The following is a 21,909-nucleotide window of genomic DNA, read 5'->3' on the forward strand; positions in this document are numbered from 1 at the left end:
GAGAGTCCATGAGCCATTCCCGTGCAGTCGTTTTCATCGATCCCGCCATCGCCGGCTGGGAAGACATCGCCGCCTCCGCTGGCCACGCACGGGTCGTCGTGCTGGATGACGAACAGGATGGCCTGCTCCAGATCGCCGCCGCGCTGGCGGCCGAGCGCGACCTGGCCGCCATCCACATCGTCTCGCACGGCAGCGCCGGCCGGATCGTGCTGGGCAGCACGGTCGTGACCGCCGGCGTGCTCGCGCATCATGCCGGCGCGCTCGCGACGATCGGCCGCAGCCTGGCCGCGGCGGGCGACATCCTGCTGTACGGCTGCGAAGTCGGCCAGGGCGCGGCCGGCGCAGCCTTCCTGGAGCAGCTGTCCGACTACACGGGCAGCGACGTGGCGGCGTCGACCGGCCTGACCGGTGCGGCCGCGCTGGGCGGCGACTGGCATCTGGAAGCGCACGTGGGCACGATCACGGCCCGGCCGCTGGCGGCGCCGGCCTTTGCCGGCACGCTGGCGCTCGTCGGCGGCACCGTCAATAACGACCGCCTGGTCGGCACCGCGGGCGCGGATTCGATGACGGGCGGCGCCGGCGACGACGTCCTCGTCGGCAGCGCCGGCAACGACACGATGGATGGCGGCGCCAACGGCGCGTACGGCGACACCGTCGACTATTCGGCCGGCCCGGCCGGCGTGTCGGTCAACCTGGCAGCGGGCACCGCCAGGGACAATTGGGGCAACACGGACACGCTGGTCGGCATCGAGCACATCACCGGCTCCGCATTCGCCGATACACTGGTCGGCTCGGCCGGCCAGAACTGGTTCCGCCCGGGCAAGGGCAACGACACCGTCAACGGCGGCGGCGGCGACGACGTCGTCATGTACGAGGGCATCACCACCAGCGTCACCATCAACCTGCGGACCGGCGTCGCCACCGGCGCGGACGTCGGCAGCGACACGCTGACCGGCATCCGCAACATCCACACGGGCGCGGGCGCGGACATCATCCAGTTGTCGGACCAGGGCGGCTACGTGTTCGCGCGCGGCGGCAACGACAGGATCACGGGCGGCAACGCCAGCGACACCTTCTTTGGCGGCAGCGGCAACGACACGATCGACGGCGGCGCCGGCCGCGACACGGCCAACTACATGGACGACACCTTCGACGGCACCGTGAACGTGGCGGTCACGGGGCTGGGCGTCAAGGTCAACCTCGCCACCGGCATCGCGACGGACAACTGGGGCCACACGGATACGCTCCTGAACATCGAAGACGTGTCCGGCTCGCGCTTCGGCGACGCCATCACGGGCAATGCGGTCGACAACAACCTGCGCGGCGAGGATGGCAACGACACGATCTCCGGCGATGCCGGCAACGACTGGCTCGACGGCGGCAACGGTGCCGACAGCATGGTGGGCGGCCTCGGCTTCGACCAGCTGACGGGCGGCGCCGGCAACGACACGCTCGACGGCGGCGCCGACCGCGACCGCGTCAACTACAACAACGAGTATCCCGGCACCGGGCTCACCGGCAAGGGCGTGGCGGTGAACCTGGTCACGGGCGTGGCGACCGACAACTGGGGCAACACGGACAAGCTCGTCAGCATCGAGGACGTGTCCGGTTCGCGCTATGCCGACACGCTGACCGGCAACGCGGCCGACAACAGCCTGAACGGCGACGACGGCAACGACACGATCTCCGGCGACGCCGGCAGCGACTGGCTCGACGGCGGCAACGGTGTCGACAGCCTGCTGGGCGGCCTCGGCATGGACCAGCTGTCGGGCGGCGCCGGCAACGACACGATCGACGGCGGCGCCGACCGCGACCGCGTCACCTATTTCAACGACTACGGCACCATCGCGCCGACGGGCAAGGGCGTCATCGTCAACCTGGCGACCGGTAGCGCGACCGACAACTGGGGCAACGTCGACAAGCTCGTCGGCATCGAGGACGTGTCCGGCTCGCGCTACGGCGACGTCCTGACCGGCAACGCGGCTGACAACAGCCTGAACGGCGACGACGGCAACGACACGATCACCGGCGATGCCGGCAACGACTGGCTCGACGGCGGCAACGGTGCCGACAGCCTGCTGGGCGGCCTCGGCATGGACCAACTGTCGGGCGGCGCCGGCAACGACACGATCGACGGCGGCGCCGACCGCGACCGCGTCACCTATTTCAACGACTACGGCACCATCGCGCCGACGGGCAAGGGCGTCATCGTCAACCTGGCGACCGGTAGCGCGACCGACAACTGGGGCAACACGGACAAGCTCGTCGGCATCGAGGACGTGTCCGGCTCGCGCTACGGCGACGTCCTGACCGGCAACGCGGCCGACAACAGCCTGAACGGCGACGACGGCAACGACACGATCTCCGGCGATGCCGGCAACGACTGGCTCGACGGCGGCAACGGTGCCGACAGCATGGCGGGCGGCGCCGGGTTCGACCAGCTGACGGGCGGCGCCGGCAACGACACGCTCGACGGCGGCGCCGACCACGACCGCGTCAACTACAACTACGAGTACCCCGTTACCGGACTTACCGGCAAGGGCGTGACGGTCAATCTCGCAACGGGTGTCGCCATCGACAACTGGGGTAATACGGACAAGCTCGTCGGCATCGAAGAGGTGACCGGCTCCCGCTTCGCCGACGTCATCACGGGCGACGCGCAGGATAACTACCTGTGGGGCGAAGAAGGCAACGACAGCATCGCGGGTGCCGGCGGTTCGGACATGCTGACCGGGAACAGCGGCAACGACACGCTGGACGGCGGCGACGGCCGCGACCGCGCCAATTACTCGGACGACTACCGCGGCCCGGCACCCACCGGCAAGGGCGTGGCGGTGAACCTGGTCACGGGCGTGGCGACCGACAACTGGGGCAACACGGACAAGCTCGTCAGCATCGAGGACGTGTCCGGTTCGCGCTATGCCGACACGCTGACCGGCAACGCGGCCGACAACAGCCTGAACGGCGACGACGGCAACGACACGATCTCCGGCGACGCCGGCAACGACTGGCTCGACGCGGGCGCGGGCAGCGACAGCCTGCTGGGCGGCCTGGGCATGGACCAGCTGTCGGGCGGCGCCGGCAACGATACGATCGACGGCGGCGCCGACCGCGACCGCGTCACCTATTTCAACGACTTCGGCGCCATCGCGCCGACGGGCAAGGGCGTCATCGTCAACCTGGCGACCGGTAGCGCGACCGACAACTGGGGCAACACGGACAAGCTCGTCAGCATCGAGGACGTGTCCGGCTCGCGCTACGGCGACGTCCTGACCGGCGACGCCAACGACAACAGTTTCTACGGCGACGACGGCAACGATACGCTCACCGGCGGCGCGGGCAACGACTGGCTCGACGCCGGCGCCGGCAACGACAGCCTGCTGGGCGGCATCGGTACGGACCAACTGTCCGGCGGCGCGGGCAACGACACGATCGACGGCGGCGATGGCCGCGACAACGTCATCTACGACAACGACTACGGCAGCATCGCGCCGACCGGGAAGGGCGTCGTCGTCAACCTGGCGACCGGTGTCGCGACCGACAACTGGGGCAACACAGACAAGCTCGTCGGCATCGAAGCCGTCGCCGGTTCGCGCTATGGCGACTTCATCACGGGCAGCGCGGGCGACAACGACCTGTTCGGCCAGGACGGCAACGACACGCTGGCGGGCGGCGACGGCAACGACTGGCTCGACGGCGGCAACGGCAGCGACGTCCTGCAGGGCGGCAGCGGCGTCGACGCGTTCGCGGGCGGGACCGGCAACGACACGATCGACGGCGGCGACGGCCGCGACCTCGTCTCGTACACCAACGACTACGGCGCACTCCCGATCACCGGCGCGGGCGTGAAAGTCAACCTGGCCACCAGCGTCGCGACCGACAACTGGGGCAACACCGATACGCTCGTCAGCATCGAGGATGTGTCGGGTTCGCGCTTCGCCGACAAGCTGACCGGCAATGGCGCCGACAATGCCCTGATGGGCGGCGCCGGCGACGACGTGCTCGCGGGCGGCGGCGGTGCCGACCGGCTCAACGGCGATGCCGGCGACGACACCCTGGACGGCGGGAGCGGCAGCGACACGCTGGGCGGCGGCGACGGCAGCGACACGTACTACGTCGACAATGCCGGCGACATCGTGATCGAGACCAACGCATCCGCGGCGGGCGGGATCGACGAGGTCGTGGCGTCGGCCAGCCATGTGCTGGGCCTCAACGTCGAGAACCTGATCCTGCTGGGCGGGACCATCAACGGCACCGGCAATGCGCTGGCCAACCTGATCATCGCCGGTTCCGGCGTAAACGCGATCGACGGCGGCGCGGGCATCGACACGCTGTCGTTCGAAACGGCCACCACGTCCGGCACTGCCGGTGTCACGCTGGCATTGGGCGCGGCCGGCGTGAAGACGACTGCGGCGGGGATCTCCGGCGCGGACACCGTGGTCAACATCGAAAACCTGATCGGGTCGGACTACAACGACACCCTGTCCGGCAACGCCGGCGTCAACGTCATCCATGGCGGCGAGGGCAGCGACGTCCTCAACGGCATGGGCGGCAACGACGTGCTGTTCGGCGGCGCGGGCAGCGACGCGTTCGTCTTCACGACGGCGCTGAGCGCCACGGCCAATGTCGTCCGGATCGAGGACTTCTCGAAAGGGGAGGACAAGCTCCGGCTGGAAAACGCGATCTTCACGAAGCTGGCGGCCACGGGGACGCTCGGTGCCAACAATTTCAGGGTGATCGGTTCGGCGGCCCTCGATGCGGACGACTACATCCAGTACGACAAGGCCAGCGGCGCCCTGTACTACGACGCGGACGGTTCGGGTGCGGGCGCGGCCGTCAAGTTCGCCATCGTCGGCGTCAACCTGGCGCTGGCCAGCACGGACTTCATGGTGATCTGAGGCAGAGCGGGCCGGTTCCCGCGGACTTCCTGGGTATATACTGGACCATCGTTGCCCGATGACCAGTCCAGGAACCGTGGGTCCCCAATGAACCAGTCGCTCTCCCGCCCGACGAGGATCAGCTATTACCTGATCATCCTGTTGCTGCTGGCGACGCCGGCGCTGCTGGTCTGGCAGCACTACGGGATGGTCAGGACCATCGAGATCTCGCCCGGCCAGCCGCACGGCGCCCGGGTCGCGGACGACCGGCCCGAATTGGGCGGCAACTCGGTGGGCATCCTGGAGCGCACCCCCGATGCGATCGTCATGCGGTGCGCGCTGGGCACGGCCGCGACTTACGGCTTCTGCAAGCTGCAGTTCCTGCTGGGCCGGCCCGGCAAGGGGATCGATCTGTCCGGGTTCGACTCGATCGATTTCGACCTGCGCTACATGGGGCGGTCGCCGCGTATCATCAAGCTGCACCTGATGAATTTCGAGCCGGAGTTCTCCACCCTCGGCGACTGGAATTCGCAGCGCTTCAACGAAGCGGAAATCGACTTGTCGCGGCAGGCGACCCCGTTCACGATTCCGATGAACGTCCTGCGCACCGCCGACTGGTGGCGCAGCACGCACAAGATCCCGCTGTCCAAGAGCTATCCCCGGCTCGACCGCGTGACGGCCGTGGAATTGTCGACGGGCGCCGTCCCGCAGGGGCAGACCATCACGCTCGAGGTGCGCTCGCTCCGCTTCCACGGCAAGTGGATCTCGAAGACGGCGCTGCTCATGGGCCTGGTGTTCGCCTGGATCGCCTGCGGCATCCTCGGCCTGTCGCTGGGCCTGCTGCATTTCCGGGACAGCCTGTCCGCCACCAAGTCGCGGCTGGAACACCTGGCCGCCGTCGACCGCGAACGCAAGGCGGCCGAGGCGGCGCGCGAGGCGGCGCTGGCCGAGGCCGTCGGCCTCGCGCGCCAGCGCAGCAATTTTCTCGCGCAGATGAGCCATGAATTGCGCACCCCGCTCAACGCCATCATCGGCTATGCGCAATTGCTCAAGCGCGACAGGCACCTGTTGAACGACCGGCAGGCCACCGGCCTCGCCACCATCCACGAAAGCGGCCAGCACCTGCTCACCCTCATCAACGACATCCTGGACCTGGCGCGGGTCGAGGCTGGCAGGATGGTGCTGTATCCGGCCGCGGCCCACCTCGGCACATTCCTGCAGGTGGTCGTCGACATCATGCGCGTGAAGGCCGAGGAGAAGGGCCTGGCGTTCGAGTACGCGCTCGCGCCCGACGTGCCGGCCGCCGTGACGATCGACGAGACCCGCCTGCGCCAGGTGCTCCTCAACCTGCTCGGCAACGCGGTGAAATTCACCGATCGCGGGACGGTCTCGCTGCGGGTGGCGCGCGTGCCGGCGGCAAGCGGGGACGACGCCTGCGTACGGCTGCGCTTCGAGGTGGCCGACACCGGCATCGGCATGAGCGCGCAACAGCTCGGCCGCCTGTTTCGCCCGTTCGAACAGGTGGCCGACGTGCCGCGGCGCGCCGGCGGCACGGGCCTGGGCCTGGCCATCAGCCAGCAACTGGTGCGCCTGATGGGCGGCACCATCGGCGTCGCCAGCGAACCGGACAAGGGCAGCACGTTCTGGTTCGAACTCGCCGCGCCGGTCGCCACCGGCAGCCCGGCCAGTGCGCGGTCGCAGCGCACGATCATCGGCTATGAAGGCGAGCGCAAGCGCTTGCTGATCGTCGACGACGTCCCGCAGAACCGCGCGATGCTCGTCGACCTGCTGCAGGCCGTGGGCTTCGTCGTGGCCGCGGCCGAGAACGGCCTCGAATGCCTCGCCCTGCTCGACAGCTTCAAACCCGACCTGATCGTGATGGACGTCATGATGCCTGTCATCGACGGCAACGAGACGACGCGGCGGATCCGCCAGATGCCGGCGTGGAGCCGGGTGCCCGTCATCGCCGTGACGGCCGGCGCGAGCCCCGAGGACGAAGCGCGGTGCCGGGAAGCGGGCGCCGACGCCTTCGTGCCCAAGCCGGTCGAGCACGACGTCCTGCTGCGCGCCATCGGCACACAGCTGGGCCTGGCGTGGATCACCGGCCCGGCTGCGCCGGACGCGCCGCCGGAGGAGGAAGAGGCCGCGCTCGTCGTCCCGCCCACCGAAGAGATCGAGGTGCTGTGGCAGCTGGTGCGGATCGGGAACATGCGCAAGATCCGCGAACAGGCCGGCTACCTGCGGACGCTCGACCCGTCCTATGCGCCGTTTGCCGACCACCTCGATGCGCTCGCGCGGGGCTATCACTCGAAGGACCTGGCCGCGTTCGTGGCCCGCTACCGGACCGAGGACGTCGTGCGGCCGGCGGTTTGACGACAAACAAATACAATGTGTCGGAAAAATTTACATCAGTGCAATTATTCCGAAACAAAAATCCGGCAAAAATGAAACAAGCGTTTGATTAATTAAAGAAATAACTCTTGGTTACAGTTAATGGCATACCCCTTGCTTGACTGCGGATGAGCCTGCTGGTGCCCGGCGGGATCTTCAACAATCGACAGGGAGTCCGCTTTGAGAACGCTTTCCGCCATTGCTGTAGCCATCGGCGTGCTGACCACGTCGCTGGCGTACGGCGCCACGACCTCCACCCAGTTCCACCTCGACCGCGACGCGCGCATCGTCGACCTGGGCCTCGCGCCCCAGTCGGAAGTGCGCCAGATCACGCTGTCGCTGGCGGTGAAAAACGCCGCCGCGATGGACGCGCACGCGGCGTCCATCGTCGACCCGTCCAGCCCGAACTACCGCAAATTCCTGACGCCGGCGCAGGTCGGCAGCCTGTACGGCCAGGACGCCACGTCCATCGCCCAGGTGGTGAACTTCCTGCAGTCCCAGGGCCTGACGGTCACGAAAGTCTATGCGAACAACCTGCTGATTTCCGCGAAGGGCACGAATGCGCAACTGGCCGCCGTGTTCGGCAGTCCGATCCATGCCTACCAGTCGCTGGGCCGCAAGTACGAAGCGCCGGCGGGCGCGACCGCGGTGCCCGCCAATTTGTCCGGCATCGTCAAGGCCGTGCACGGCCTGAACGGCCGTCCGCTCTTCCACAGCAATATCGTGCGCCAGCCGGCCTCGGGCGTGGCGACCGGCGAGTCGAAGCTCGTGCCGAGCCGCATCCCGACCGCGAACGCCGCGGCCGCATCCTTGCCGGGCGAGTACACGGTACGGGACCTGGCCGCCAAATACAACGTGACGCCGCTGTATTCGGCCGGCGTGACGGGCGCCGGCAAGACCATCGGCATCGCCACCCTGGCCGGCTATCGCCAGTCCGATGCGTACGGCTACTGGAATGCGCTGGGGCTGAACGTGGCGCCGAACCGCATCACCGACGTGCTGGTCGACGGCGGCCCGCTGCCGGATGACGGTCCGGGCAGCGACGGCGCCGGCGAGTCCACGCTCGACATCGAGCAATCGGGCGGCGTGGCACCGGGCGCGAACATCCGCGTCTACCTGGCGCCGAACCAGGGTAATGGTTTCCTGGACATGTTCGCCACGGCCGTCGACGAGAACATCGTCGACACGCTGTCCGTGAGCTGGGGCGCCGCCGAAGTCTTCAACGGCCCCGAGGACCTGGCCGTCTTCCACGCCGTGTTCGTCCAGGCCGCGCTGCAGGGCATTCCCGTGATCGCCGCCTCGGGCGACGCCGGCGCCTTCGACATCAACAGCGTGCTGCCGTATCCCGCCTGCACGACCCTGCTGACGACCGATCACCCGGCGTCCGACACGGCCGTCCTCGCGGCGGGCGGCACGACCCTGCCGCACACGCAGGTGCACAAGTACGGCAACATCACGATCCCGACCGAGCGCGCGTGGGCGTGGGACTACCTGCGCAACTACATCACGCAGTACTACGGCCAGACCACGTATTACACGGATTACTTTCCGGTGGGCGGCGGTGGCGGCGTGAGCGTGGACTTCGGCCGGCCGTCGTACCAGAACAACCTGGCCGGCGTCGCGTCGACCTCGGCGGCGCAAAGCCTGTACTGCAAGGCGTCCGTGCTGGGCGATCCGGGCACGGGCTACGAATGGCTGATCGACCTGCCGCCCGCCGTCCCGGGCCGCAACCTGCCGGACGTGTCGCTCAACGCCGACCCGTACAGCGGCTACCTCGTGTACTTCGAAGGGAAGTGGGGTTCGGGCAGCGGCGGCACGAGCTTCGTCGCGCCGCAACTGAACGGCATCTTCACCCTGATCGCGGCCGGCAAGAACGACCGCCTGGGCCTGCTGCATCCGCAACTGTACGGCGCCTTCAAGACCTATGGCTACGGCGCGAAATCGCCGTTCCGCGCGATCACGGCCGGCACGAATCTCTACTACAAGAGCACGAACACGTTCAATCCGGCGACGGGCCTCGGCTCGCTCGACGTGACGAACCTCGCGCGCGCATTCGGCGTGAATCTGTGAACCCTTCAGGAATAACCAAATGAAATCGATCAAGCACATGCTGTTCGGCCTCGTCCTCGCGACCTGCGCCGTCTTCAACGCCTCCGCCACGCCGACGTACAGCGACATGTTCTTCGTCGTGCCCGAGTTCGGCCCGACCACGACCCAGACCTGGGAGTTCGGCATCTCGGCACCCGGCGCCCTGGCCGGCGAGACGTTCGAGTTCGACTTCCTGTTCAACACGCCGCCCGAACCCGCATGGTTCTCGTTCGTCGTGTTCCCGGACCTTGCCGGCTCGATCGCCTTCACCGACCTCGGCTTCTTCGCTGGCGACCTCTTCACGCCGATCGACGCGCTGAGCCTGAGCCTGGCGAGCGAGCTGGCGCAAGGTGCGGGCTGGATCACGAGCGGCACGTATGACCTGCGCCTGGCCGGCACGTTCCTCGTCGACGGCGCCGGCTTCACGGGGCGTGCGGAGTCCGACATTCCGGAACCCGTGAGCCTGGCGCTGGTGGGGCTCGGCCTGGCCGGGATGGTGGGGGTGCGGCGGCGCAAGGCGGTCGAGGAAGCGGCTTGATGTGAAGGCCCTCACTCGACACCGCTGCCCGACCCTTCGACGAGCACCGGCGCCCGATAACCCGGCGGCTTGTCGCCGACCCGGGACCCGCCGTACATCATCCCTTGCATCGCGTTCGTGAAGAAATAGTAGGGGAAGGGCGTCACGGGCTTGCTGGCCTCGTCAAGCCGCCTGGCCAGATCGAAGGGGAGTTCGAAGTCGAGCGCCCCGAGGTTCGTGTCGAGCTGCTCCGGCCGCGACGCGCCCACGATCACGCTGGCCACCCCCGGACGGTTCGCCACCCAGTTCAGGGCGACTTGCGCCGGCGGCCGGCCGATTTCATTGGCCACTTGCTCCAGCGTGTCGAGGATCTGGAAGTTGCGTTCCGTGAGGTGCTGGAAGGCCGGGTTCCCATTGCCTTGCATGGCGGCGAGGCGTCCATCGGCGAGCGCATCGCGGCGGTAGCGTCCGGCCAGCAGGCCGCTCGCCAGCGGGCTCCATACGGTGATGCCCATGCCGAGCTCGGTGGCCAGGCGCGTGTATTCGTGTTCGATGTTGCGCTCGACGAGCGAATACTGCAGTTGCAGTGCCGAGACCGGTTCATGGCCGCGCCATTCCGCCAGCGTCTGGGCGCGCGCCGCATACCAGGCGGGCACGTCCGACAGGCCGATGTGGCGAATCTTGCCGGCACGGACGAGATCGTCGAGCGTGCGCATCACTTCTTCCACCGGCGTCAGCTGGTCCCAGGCGTGTACGTAAAACACGTCGAGGTAATCCGTCTGCAGGCGCTTGAGCGAGCCTTCGACCGCGCGCAGCAGGTTCTTGCGGCCGTTGCCGCCGCCATTCGGATTCGCGGCCGCCAGGTTGAACGTGTATTTGCTCGCCAGCACGAGTTCGTCACGCGAACCGCTGGCCTTGATGAATTCGCCCAGCCACGTTTCGCTCGTGCCGTTCGTGTACACGTCGGCCGTGTCGATGAAATTGCCGCCGCGGTCGCGATAGAGATTGAAGACCGTCTCGGCCGCCGACTTGTCGGCGCCCCAGCCCCATTCCGTTCCAAACGTCATCGCGCCCAGCGACAAACGGCTGACGCGCAGGCCCGTACGGCCAAGAGTGTAGTAGACCGGCTGATTCATTTCGTTCTCCTCGTTGGTGGATGAACAGAAGAATAGCGGGCTCGATAAGGGAGAAAAACTGGGATAATCTTCAGTCCTTATTAAGTGCTGCTTCATAATGAAACTAACGCAACTGGATGGCCTGGTGGCGTTCGCCACCGTGGCAAAGCAGGGCAATTTCACGGCCGCGGCCGCGCTGCTGGAAGTGACCCCGTCGGCCGTCAGCCAGACGGTGCGGCAACTCGAGGAACGGCTGGGCGTGCGGTTATTGAACCGGACGACGCGCAGCGTGAGCCTGACGGAAGCGGGCGAGCAATTTCTCGCGCGCGTGGGCCCGGCCGTCGCCGAGCTCACGCAGGCTGCCGCCGAGCTGGACGACTACCGCCGCGGCGCCAGCGGCACCTTGCGACTGAACATGTCGCACATCGTCTACGTCGCCTGGCTGCGCCCGCTGCTGCCGGGCTTCCTCGCGCGTCACCCCGGTATCAAGGTCGAGCTCGACCTGGACGACGGCTTCGTCGACATCGTGGCCGGCGGATTCGACGCGGGCGTGCGCCTGGGCGAGTCGGTCCAGGTCGACATGGTGACCGTGCCGCTGACGCGGCAGGAGAAGATCTGCATGGTCGCCTCGCCGGACTATGTGGCACGGCGCGGCCTGCCGGCCTCCATCGAGGAATTGCAGCAGCACGACTGCATCCGGTTCCGCTTCCGCAAGAGCAATGCGATCTACCGGTGGGAGGTGATGCGCGACGAGCAAATGATCGAGGTGGAAGTGAACGGGCCGTTGATCGTGACGAGCAGCATCTCGATGGCCAGCTCGGCACTCGACGGCATCGGCATCGCCTACGTGTTCGTCCGGCAAGTGGAAGCCGACATCGCGGCGGGCCGGCTCGTACCCGTGCTGCCGGCGTGCTGGCCGACGTTCACGGGGTTTCATTTGTATTACCCGACACGAAAACAAATGCCCGCGAAGTTGCGAGCATTTATCGACTACTGCGCGGACCAATTGCTCTAGTTTATTTGCCCAGCTCATTCCATGGAGCGGCGGCCCGACGGCTTGCGTGGTGTCAAAAGCCTAATTCGGTCCGCATAGGAGTATCTCATTTCGTATCATTCCGGGTCATGTAACATTTAGTTGTTACTGCGTAATGCAACGCCTGTTTCAGTGCCGTTTGGTAATTCAAGCGAACACGTCCATGTTAAATAGCGTCAGAGTGTTTTTCCAGGGCGAATTCAACCGCAATGTTGCCACCCTGGTGACGGGAACGGGGCTCGCGCAGCTTATTCCACTTGCGGTCACACCGATCCTGGCGCACCTTTATCCGCCGGAGCAATTCGGCGTGCTCGCACTCTTTGTCTCGGTCGTATCAAGCTTGTCCGCGCTGGCCACGGGCCGTTATGAATTCGCGATCATGCTGCCGCGTAAGGATGTCGACGCCACCAATATTGCGGCATTGTCGATCACGATCAGCCTGATTGTCGGCGCCAGCCTGTTTGTAGTCGCCTGCCTATTGCACAAGCCGATATCGACAGCCTTGGAAAACGAATCGATGTCGGTGTGGCTGTATATCGTTCCCTTGGCAGTTTTTCTGAATGGTATTTACTCGACTCTAAAATACTGGAGCAATCGCCACAAACTGTATTTTTTGATTGCGCATCGGCAAGTGCTTCATAGCGGCGGGACGTCGGCCGTGCAGCTCGGCCTCGGGCTGCTCCACGCCGGCGCCGGCGGACTGGTGATCGGAAGCGTGTCCGGCCAGGCCCTGGCGGCGGGCATGATGGCGAGCATGGTGCGGCGCCATTCTCCACGGTTCTGGCGCGGCATTAACAAACGCAAGATGCTGGCGCTGGCGAAGCGTTACCGAAGCTGTCCGCAATACCTTGTCCCGGCCCATACGCTGGGTGCGGTATCGGTCCAGCTGCCCACGATATTCATCAATGCCGCGTTCGGTCTGGCGGCGTCCGGATATTTCATGCTGGCCGAGCGGGCGGTCGGGATGCCGCTGTCACTGGTATCGGGCTCGATCGGGGATGTTTTCAGGCAGGAAATCAGCGAGGCTTTTCTGGCAGGGCAACGTTGCAGAGAAATATTCATTTCGACACTCAAAAAACTTTTGACGGTTGCGACACCTCCTTTTGTACTCCTGTTGTTTTTTGCCCCTTCTTTGTTTGCGCTGGTATTCGGTGAAAAGTGGCGTGTTGCGGGCGAATATGCCCGGCTAATGTGCCCGATGTTTTACCTGCGTTTCATCAGTAACCCTTTGAGCCTGGTTGCGATAATCGCGCAGAAGAATCGATTCGAATTTGTGTGGCAGGTAGGTATGTTGCTATGCCTGATGGTCGTGGCGGCAACACATTATGTCATTCACCTGGACGCGAAAATATACATCGTTGGCTTCGTGATTATCTACAGCGTATTTGATCTCGCGAACCTTTTTGCTTCATATAAATTTGCCTGCGATGGCGACTGGCGGGAGTCCGGCAGCCGAATGCCCTGATCGGCTCCGCAGTTTCAATCGTTGTTTGATGACGGAGGCAAGGCAATGGATGCAGTCATTCAAGAGTTGAACGGGACAGAAGGCGAGAATACGCAACACCGGTCCGCTGCGCTGCTGAACAAAGCCGAGTATCGAAACCTGTGCGCAGCCGAGCCGTCGATCCCGATTTTTTCGCATGCCTGGTGGCTCGACGCGGTGGCGGGGCCGGACGGCTGGGACGTCGCGCTCGCGAAGGTGAATGGGCGGATCGTCGGTGCCATGCCGTTCTGCATGACCCGGCGCTATGGCATGAAGGTGATCCAGCAACCGCCTTTGACACCGGTACTCGGGCCGTGGATACGGGGCGACCAGGGCAGCCCCATTACCCGACTGAGCAACCAGCAAAAAATCATGCAGTCGCTGATCGAGCAGTTGCCCTGGTTCGACCATTTCAGCCAGGCCTGGAACAAGGATTTGTCGAACTGGCTGCCGTTTTACTGGAACGGCTTCAGCCAGTCGACTGAATACACCTACGTCGTTCCCGGGCTGGACGACCTCGATGGCGTCTGGAGCAGGTTCGACCCCACCCGCCGCAAACATTGCAGGACAGCCGTCGAGCGGCACAATTTGCGGGTGCGCGACGACCTGCCGCTCGACGCGTTCCTGGCCCTGCACCGGATGACGATCGAAAGCCGCGGCGTCGCGCAGGCGTTCACCGACGATTGCCTGCGCCGCCTGGACGCCGCGTGCGTCGAACACAAGCGCCGCAAGCTCCACATCGTTGTCGACGAGGCTGGCCGGCATTGCTCCGCGACCTATACGGTCTGGGACGACAATTGTGCGTACGCGTTGTTAAAGGGTTCCGACCCCGACATGCACCACACCCAGGCGCCCAGTGTCTGCCAATGGGAAGCCATCAAGTTCAGCGCCACGGTTGCCCCGAAATACGATTTTCTCGGGAATATGAACCCGTCGATCGAACCCTATGTCCGCAGCTTCGGGACGGAGCAGACGCCGGTATTCACCATCACCAAAACCCCCTCGCGCCTGCTGCGCCTGCGCCGCGGCCTGATCGCGGCGCTCGCCGGCGGACGCCAGGAACGCCTCATTCACCGAAAGCCAGCCCGATGACGACCATCCCGCCCAAGGCGCCTGCACAGGCCACGAGCGACATTGCCTCGCCGAAGGACACGTACCGCCGGTTCTGCGCCCAGGAATCTTCGCTGCCCCTGTTTTCGCGCGACTGGTGGCTGGACGCGGCAGTGGGTCGGAACGGCTGGGATGTCGCGCTCGTCAAGAAAGGCAGCGAAGTACTCGCGGCGATGCCGTATGCGATCCGCAGCCGCTACGGCATGAACATCGTCACGCAGCCCGCGCTGACGCCCATGCTCGGCCCCTGGCTGCGGCCGACCGGGGGCAGGCAGGCGGCGCAGCTGAGCAACGACAAGGAAGTCATGCAGGCGCTGATCGATCAGCTGCCCCGTTTCGATCACTTCGCGCAGACCTGGCATCCCGGCGTCCGGAACTGGCAGCCTTTCTTCTGGAACGGCTTCCGGCAAACCACGTACTACACCTTCGTTTTGCCCGAGTTGACGGACATGGACAAATTGTGGGCCGGGTTCGAAGGCAAGACCCGCCGCGCCATCACCAAGGCCCAGAAGCAACACCAACTGCAGGTCCGCAGCGATGTCCCGCTCGACCTGCTTCTCGACCTGAACCGCAAGACGTTTGCGCGCCAGGGCCTGCTTCCACCGTATCCCGACGACTTCGTCCGGCGCATCGACGCCGCCTGCCGGGAGCGCGGTTGCAGCAGGGTGTTCTGCGCGATCGATCCCGACGGCGCCCCGCATGCGGCCTGCTACATCGTCTGGGACGAGCACAGCGCCTACGGCCTGATCTCGGGCACCGACCCCGCCTACCGCGAAAGCCAGGCCAACAGTCTTTGCGTATGGGAGTCGCTCCTCCACGCCGCCGGCGTGACGCGCGCATACAACTTCTCCGGCTCGATGATCGAGCCTTTCGAAGGCTACCTGCGCGGCTTCGGCGGCAACCATGTCCCGTATTTTCACATCAGCAAAACCCCGTCGCGGCTGCTGACCCTGCGCCAAGGCCTGTTGTCACTCACGGGGAAACACTGATGCTGCGTATCTCACTGCCGGAAAGCCAGCGTCCTGAGCGCAGCTGGATCTGCGACGTCCTGCTCGGAGAATTCCTGGGGCTCGATGTCGAACTCGCGTTCGACCACGGGGACACGGTACGCATCAGCGCGGCCGGCAGGACGCTAAGTCTGCCGGACGTCTTCTTTGCCGGGGCGGCGAGCCCGGAGGCAACGCCGCAGCGCTGGATCGTCGCCCGCAGCGGTCTCGATGCGCGCCTGTGCGAGGCCAGCGTTCCGGTGCTGTTCGGCGCTCCCGGGTTCACGATCGACGCCGGCGGCAATGCCGCGCTGGCGCTCGATGTCTTCGGATCGGCATTCTTCATGCTCGCGCGCTACGAGGAATCGGTGAGTCCCGCGCGCGACGGGCATGCGCGTTTCCCCGCCAGCCAGTCGCTCGCCGTGCGCCAGGGCTTCCTCGACCGCCCGATCGTGGACGAGTACGTCGAGATCCTGTGGGCGGCCATCCACCGGCTGTGGCCTACGCTCGTCAGGAAGCGACGCGTCGCGCGCAAGCTGATCAGCTGCGACGTCGACCTGCCGTTCGATCCGGCGTGCGCATCGATCGGGCGTCTCGGCAAGCGGCTGGTTGGGCGCGCGGTACGGGAGCGGTCGCTGAGTGCGTTATGCGCAACCGCCGGCAACTACTGGGCCGTCAGGCGCGGGAACCAGGCACGGGACCCTTACTGGCAGGCGTTGTCGTGGATGATGGATGTGAACGAGAAGGCCGGCAACCAGGTCACGTTCAACTTCATTCCCGAGCGGACCGACGGCGCCATGGACCATGCGCCGGGCATCGACGATGGGCGCATGCGCGCGCTGCTGCGCGCCGTGCACGCGCGCGGCCACCTGGTCGGCATTCACCCCGGCTATCGCACCTACCGGCATCCGGACACGTTTGCGCGCTCGGCCGCGGCCCTGCGGCGCGCCATCGACGAGGAAGGCATCCGCCAGGACGAACTGGGCGGGCGCCAGCACTACCTGCGCTGGGACGTGCGGACCACGCCGCAGTTGTGGGCAGCGAACGGGCTGACTTACGACAGCACCCTGTCTTACCCGACGGTCGCCGGGTTTCGCACGGGAACCTGTCGCGAATACACGATGTACGACCTGGTCGGGCGCCGGCCGCTCACTGTGAAGCAACGGCCGCTGGTCGTCATGGAAAACGCGGTGATCGACGACCCCAACATGGGACTGGGCCATGGCGACCACGCACTGGCCGCGATGCGGCGCTACAAACAGAGGTGCGCCCGTGTCGATGGCGACTTCACGCTGCTCTGGCATAACTCGTCGTTCGCTGGCGAAGACGACCGGGCGATGTATTGCGACCTCATCCAATAGGCGAGCCGAGCATGTCCGCCACCTGTGCTCCTTCGGCCAGCATCGCCAGCACGCCCGGCAAGGCGGGGCCGGCGCGGCTCGCGTTCCTGCTGCTGTTCCCTGGCTTTTTTTTCTACCAGACGCTGATCGGCATGGGGGTGATGGGGGCCTTCGTGGGCGGGTATTTTTCGGTCGTCTCCATCGGGCTGTTTCCGCCGCTCGCCTATATGTATTACCTGGCAATCAGGGCGTCCGGCTACCGTATCGCGCCGACGGATCTGCAGTTCGGCTTTTTCCTGTTCTATTTTTTGGTGGTCGTGGCGATCAACGCGGCCTTTGGCGCCAATCCCACGATCGTGAAGACGCACCTGTTGTCGATTCTCTATTTCATCAACATCTACCTGATCTTCAAACACAGCGACTTTTCAGAGCGCAAGACGATCGCGACGACGCTGGCCGCGCTCCTGCTGATGTCGGCGACCGTATTCTTCTTGTCGCGGGACGGCAGTTTCCAGCCCGGGCAGTTCGGCGATCCGGCGAGTCCGGACAGTGTGGCGACCTACCAGGAGCTCGCCCGCTCCTACGTCCTCACCTTCGTGACGGTCATCTGTTTCACTCGCGTGCTGGCGGCCCGGCTGGTCCTGTATGCCATCGCTGCCGCGGCCCTGTTCCTGAACGGTGCGCGCAGCGAGCTGGTGGCGGCGCTGACCCTGTTTCCGATCATCGAACTGTATCGCGCGAAGCACTGGCTACCCTTTCTGTACCTGGTGCTGCTCGTGTCCGGCCTGGCCAGCATCGATCCCAGGTTCCTGGCGACGCATTTTCCTGAAAGCCGGGTGTGGGAATTATTCAACCTCTCCCAGTCGTCGTCAGCGAGCGCCAGGCACGAGCTCACCGAACACGCGCTGCGCACGATCGCGGATAACCCGGTACTGGGCGCATACGCCAGTTATCCGCCTGGCGGGTATTCGCACAACATCCTGTCGGCCTGGGTCGATCTCGGCTTGTTCGGCTTTGTCTACATGCTGTTCATGCTGGGACGCACCGCGGTCGGGCTGTGTTCCCGCGGTTGGCTGGCACGGCCCAGGTCAGGCCAGTTCCTGCTGGCATGGTCACTGATCTGCATCTCGTTGCTCCTGCTGGTGACCGCCAAGACGTTCGACGACATGTTCACCGGCGCCGCGATGGGTGCTTACGCGAACTATCGAAACACCAGGCGGCCGCCGGGAAGCCGCCGATAACGTAGAAGGGGAGAGACCTTGATCAACATTCACCTGTATCCGTCGCCGTTCCTGAACGAGAGCCGGATCCTGCGCGAGGCCTGTACGCTGTCCCGGTTGGCGCTGTTCGACCGCATCGACCTGGTCGGCGTGGGACGGGAGGGCCTGCCGGCGCTCGAGGATCTACAGGACAATATCCGGATCGTGCGCGTCGGACAGCGCAGCGGCGACCGCCTGCTTGGCAAGCTGAGGCGCACCGGTGACTGGACCCGCGCGGTCTACCTGCGCTATCGCGACGATAAACTCGGGTGCATCAACTGCCACAGTATCGCCACGCTGCCGCTCGGCGTCCTGCTGAAGCGCGCCACCGGCGCCAGGCTGGTGTATGACGCCCACGAACTGGAGACGGAGACCAATGGCCTTGGCGGTCTGCGCAAGTGCCTTACCCGGTGGGCCGAACGCGCCCTGATCCGGCACGCCGATCATTGCATCTTCGTCGGGCAAGCGATCGAACAATGGTATGTGCGCAAGTACGCTTTGCGCAACGTTACGGTGCTTTACAACTGCCCGCCGCGCCGCAGCGTGAACCCGGCCGATTATTTCCGCAAGGCGTATTCGATCGACGCCGGCACGCCGATCTTTCTCTACCAGGGCTTCATCGGCGAGGGCCGCGGGATCCGCAACCTGGTCGAAGCGTTTGCCGGCCTGGCCGGACGCGCGGCGCTGGTCGTGATGGGGTACGGCCCGCTGGCGGACTGGATTGCCGGAGAGGCGGCGCGCCATGGGGACATCCATTACCACCCGGCGGTTGCGCCGGAGCGCCTGCTCGATTACACCGCGGCGGCCGATTTCGGGCTGTCGGTCATCGAGGCCACGTCGCTCAGCTACGAGTACTGCATGCCGAACAAGCTGTTCGAGTACGTGATGGCGCGCAAGCCGGTGCTGGTCTCGCCGACCCGCGAGCAGAGCGAGTTCGTGCGCAGGCACGGGATCGGCGAAGTGACGAGCGACGCCTCGGCGGCGGCGATCCGCGACGGCGTGCTGCGCCTGCTCACGCGCGACCAGCGCGACCTGCAGGATGCGCTGGTGCGAACCGCGGACGAATATTGCTGGGAAGGGCAAGAGGCGAAGCTCGAGATCGTCTATCTGCATGCGCTGGGCATGCGTTCGCGCAGGTACGGCCAGGGCCACCAGGGCGAGGTGCGGCATGATCTCTGTCATTGACTACGGCGTCTGCAATCTCGGGTCGATGCTCAACATGCTGCGCAAGGTTGGCGCCGAGGCGGAGCTGGTGTCGACCGCCGCGGCGCTCGAGCGGGCCGGGAAGCTCGTCCTGCCCGGCGTGGGAGCCTTCGACAATGGCATCGGCGCCCTGCGGGAGCGCGGGCTGGCCGATGCACTGCGCAAGCGGGTACTCCAGGACAAAGTCCCCCTGCTGGGCGTGTGCCTCGGCATGCAAATGCTGGGCCGGCGCAGCGAAGAGGGCGGCATGGAGGGCCTGGACCTGATCGATGCCGAAGCGCGCCGCTTCCGGTTTGCGCCGGACAGCAGGAACAAGGTCCCGCACATGGGCTGGAACCTGTTGGCGCCGCGCCGCGACGGCCCGCTGCTGTGCGAGCTGGCGACCCGCTCACGATTTTACTTCTGCCACTCGTACCACCTGGTCTGCGCCGATCCCGGCGACGTGCTGGCCACCGCCGACTACGGCGGCGAGTTCGTCGCGGTGCTCCAGCACGACAATGTGTACGGAGTGCAATTTCATCCTGAGAAGAGCCATCGCTTCGGCATGGCGCTGCTGCACAACTTCGCGGAGCTGTGATGTTGCACCCACGTGTGATTCCCTGCCTGCTGATGCGTAACGGCGGCCTCGTCAAGACGGTCAAATTCAAGAACGCCCGCTACGTCGGCGACCCGATCAATGCCGTGCGGATCTTCAACGAGAAGGAAGTCGACGAGGTGGTGTTCCTCGACATCGGCAGCGCCGGCGCGCGCACCGCGCCCGACTTCGATTTGCTGGCCGACATAGCCAGCGAGGCCTTCATGCCGTTTTCGTACGGCGGCGGCATTACCAGCATCGGGCAGGTGAAACGGCTGTACGCGCTCGGCGTCGAGAAAGTCGTGCTCAACACCGCGGCGGCCGACCAGCCGCGCCTGGTGTCGGAAGCTGCCGCGCTGGCAGGCAGCTCCGGGGTCGTGGTGTCGATGGACGTACGCCGCAGCTGGCTGGGCGCTTATACGGTCTGCGTGGCCGGCGGCACGCGCAACCTGAAGCGCGAACCGGCCGCATATGCGCGCGCCATGGAACAGCTCGGCGCCGGCGAAATCCTCCTCAACGCGATCGACCGCGACGGCATGCGGGAAGGCTACGATCTCGAGCTGGTACGGCAGGTGAGCGAGGCGGTGTCGATCCCGGTGGTGGTCGCCGGCGGCGCGGGAGAGGTGCGGCACTTCCGCGAAGCCACCGAAGCCGGTGCGTCCGCACTGGCGGCCGGCAGCATGTTCGTTTTTCACGGCAAGCACAACGCCGTGTTGATTACGTATCCCGAGTACGAAGAACTGGACAAGGTATTCAAATGACGTCGATTACGGAACACTACAACTATTCGGCCGTGCCGGACCAGGCCTACCGGGTTTGCACCCGCTGCATCATGAACACGGCGGCGGACCGCAGTATCAGCTTCGATGAAATGGGCCTGTGCAGTCACTGTCAGCGCTACGACCGGCTGGTGAGCGCGCGCCGGCTGCAGGGCGAGCAGGGGCGCGAAGCGTTGCAGGCGCTGGTCGAGCGCATCAAGGCAGCCGGCCGCGGACGCGAGTACGACTGTATCGTTGGCGTCAGCGGCGGCGTGGACAGTACCTACGTGGCCTGGCTGGTCAAGCAGCACGGGCTGCGCCCGCTGGCGGTACACTTCGACAATGGCTGGAATTCCGAACTGGCGACCAGGAACATCGAGCTGGTGCTGCGCAATCTCGGCATCGACCTGCATACCCATGTCGTCGACTGGGAAGAGTTCCGCGACCTGCAGCTCGCCTTCCTCAAGGCGTCGACGCCGGATGGGGAGATCCCGACCGACCATGCGATCGGCGCCTTGCTGTGGAAACAGGCGGCATCGCGGGGCATCAAGTACATCATATCGGGGATGAATTTCGCCACCGAATCGATCAGCGTGCCGGAATGGTCGTACGGGCATTCCGACTGGCGCTTCATCAAGGACATCCATCGCCGCTTCGGCAGCGTAAAGCTGAAGACCTACCCGCGCTTCAGTCTGTTCTACCTGTTTTACGCCAACATCCTGCGCGGCACGCGCATCGTGTCCATCCTCAACTACGTCGATTACGACAAGGACGAGGCCATGGCTTTGCTGAGCAGCCAGCTTGGCTGGAAGGGCTACGGGGGCAAGCACCACGAATCGATCTACACGCGCTTCTACCAGGGCTATATCCTGCCGCGCAAATTCGGCGTCGACAAACGGTATGGCCACCTGTCGGACCTGATCAATGCCGGACAGATCAGCCGGGCGCAGGCGCTCGCGGAAATGCAGCGGCCGCCCTACCCGGAAGAGCTGCAGCAGCAAGACCTGGCCTATGTGGCGAAGAAGCTGCGCCTATCGACAGAGCAGTTTGCGGAAATCATGGGTGCGCCGGTCAAGTCATTCAGGGACTATCGCAACCTGTACGGCGTGGTGCAGTTCCTGCGTAATGCGGTCAACGCGCTGCGCAAGCGCCACCTTTACCCGCGTTAGGCAGGG

15 protein-coding genes are annotated in these 21,909 nt (G+C 65.5%); 14 read left to right on the forward strand and 1 reads right to left on the reverse strand.

Annotation, left to right across the window (positions count from 1 at the left end; all coding sequences use genetic code 11):
* The first annotated feature begins 8 nt into the window (after positions 1 to 8).
* From ACEN9G_RS21360 to ACEN9G_RS21375, 4 genes are all read left to right on the forward strand, one after another.
* A complete protein-coding gene (locus ACEN9G_RS21360) occupies positions 9 to 4,898 on the forward strand; it encodes a DUF4347 domain-containing protein (RefSeq protein ID WP_483126933.1) in 4,890 nt (1,629 codons plus the stop codon).
* A gap of 87 nt (positions 4,899 to 4,985) precedes the next feature.
* On the forward strand, positions 4,986 to 7,250 hold the full coding sequence (locus ACEN9G_RS21365; protein WP_483126934.1) for an ATP-binding protein: 2,265 nt from the start codon (positions 4,986 to 4,988) through the stop codon (positions 7,248 to 7,250).
* Positions 7,251 to 7,448: 198 nt separating this feature from the next.
* Positions 7,449 to 9,338, forward strand: coding sequence for a S53 family peptidase (locus tag ACEN9G_RS21370; protein WP_413337728.1), 1,890 nt, complete (start codon positions 7,449 to 7,451; stop codon positions 9,336 to 9,338).
* A 19-nt stretch (positions 9,339 to 9,357) separates the two neighbouring features.
* Entirely contained in the window at positions 9,358 to 9,894 is a 537-nt protein-coding gene (locus ACEN9G_RS21375; protein WP_413337727.1) for a PEP-CTERM sorting domain-containing protein, read from the forward strand.
* Between the two features lie 11 nt (positions 9,895 to 9,905).
* Here ACEN9G_RS21375 and ACEN9G_RS21380 read toward each other — a convergent pair whose 3' ends face one another.
* A complete protein-coding gene (locus ACEN9G_RS21380) occupies positions 9,906 to 11,009 on the reverse strand; it encodes an aldo/keto reductase (protein WP_413337726.1) in 1,104 nt (367 codons plus the stop codon).
* 97 nt (positions 11,010 to 11,106) lie between these two features.
* On the opposite strand from ACEN9G_RS21380, the gene ACEN9G_RS21385 reads away from it, so the two are divergent.
* The 10 genes from ACEN9G_RS21385 to ACEN9G_RS21430 all read left to right on the forward strand — a co-directional run bounded on the left by ACEN9G_RS21385 (position 11,107) and on the right by ACEN9G_RS21430 (position 21,903).
* Positions 11,107 to 12,003 carry a LysR family transcriptional regulator gene (locus ACEN9G_RS21385; RefSeq protein ID WP_413337725.1) on the forward strand — a complete coding sequence of 299 codons (897 nt, stop codon included), beginning with the start codon at positions 11,107 to 11,109 and terminating at the stop codon, positions 12,001 to 12,003.
* 133 nt (positions 12,004 to 12,136) lie between these two features.
* Complete coding sequence (locus ACEN9G_RS21390) at positions 12,137 to 13,486, forward strand: lipopolysaccharide biosynthesis protein (RefSeq protein ID WP_495605449.1); 1,350 nt, start codon at positions 12,137 to 12,139, stop codon at positions 13,484 to 13,486.
* Positions 13,487 to 13,531: 45 nt separating this feature from the next.
* Positions 13,532 to 14,596 (forward strand): GNAT family N-acetyltransferase, encoded by a 1,065-nt coding sequence (locus ACEN9G_RS21395; RefSeq protein ID WP_413337723.1) that lies wholly within the window; start codon positions 13,532 to 13,534, stop codon positions 14,594 to 14,596.
* On the forward strand, positions 14,593 to 15,603 hold the full coding sequence (locus ACEN9G_RS21400) for a GNAT family N-acetyltransferase (RefSeq protein WP_413337722.1): 1,011 nt from the start codon (positions 14,593 to 14,595) through the stop codon (positions 15,601 to 15,603). The genes ACEN9G_RS21395 and ACEN9G_RS21400 overlap by 4 nt, the downstream gene beginning before the upstream one ends.
* Positions 15,603 to 16,961, forward strand: a complete 1,359-nt coding sequence (locus tag ACEN9G_RS21405; protein ID WP_413337721.1) for a polysaccharide deacetylase family protein — start codon at positions 15,603 to 15,605, stop codon at positions 16,959 to 16,961. The genes ACEN9G_RS21400 and ACEN9G_RS21405 overlap by 1 nt, the downstream gene beginning before the upstream one ends.
* A gap of 11 nt (positions 16,962 to 16,972) precedes the next feature.
* Entirely contained in the window at positions 16,973 to 18,181 is a 1,209-nt protein-coding gene (locus ACEN9G_RS21410; RefSeq protein ID WP_413337720.1) for an O-antigen ligase family protein, read from the forward strand.
* An 18-nt stretch (positions 18,182 to 18,199) separates the two neighbouring features.
* Positions 18,200 to 19,384, forward strand: a complete 1,185-nt coding sequence (locus ACEN9G_RS21415) for a glycosyltransferase (RefSeq protein WP_413337719.1) — start codon at positions 18,200 to 18,202, stop codon at positions 19,382 to 19,384.
* Positions 19,368 to 19,979, forward strand: coding sequence for an imidazole glycerol phosphate synthase subunit HisH (hisH, locus tag ACEN9G_RS21420; protein WP_413337718.1), 612 nt, complete (start codon positions 19,368 to 19,370; stop codon positions 19,977 to 19,979). Before ACEN9G_RS21415 ends, hisH begins: the two co-directional genes overlap by 17 nt.
* Positions 19,979 to 20,737 carry an AglZ/HisF2 family acetamidino modification protein gene (locus ACEN9G_RS21425; protein ID WP_413337717.1) on the forward strand — a complete coding sequence of 253 codons (759 nt, stop codon included), beginning with the start codon at positions 19,979 to 19,981 and terminating at the stop codon, positions 20,735 to 20,737. The genes hisH and ACEN9G_RS21425 overlap by 1 nt, the downstream gene beginning before the upstream one ends.
* A complete protein-coding gene (locus ACEN9G_RS21430; protein ID WP_413337716.1) occupies positions 20,734 to 21,903 on the forward strand; it encodes an N-acetyl sugar amidotransferase in 1,170 nt (389 codons plus the stop codon). The genes ACEN9G_RS21425 and ACEN9G_RS21430 overlap by 4 nt, the downstream gene beginning before the upstream one ends.
* Positions 21,904 to 21,909 lie beyond the last annotated feature (6 nt).

It is taken from the genome of Massilia sp. Masssp94, from assembly GCF_059491305.1.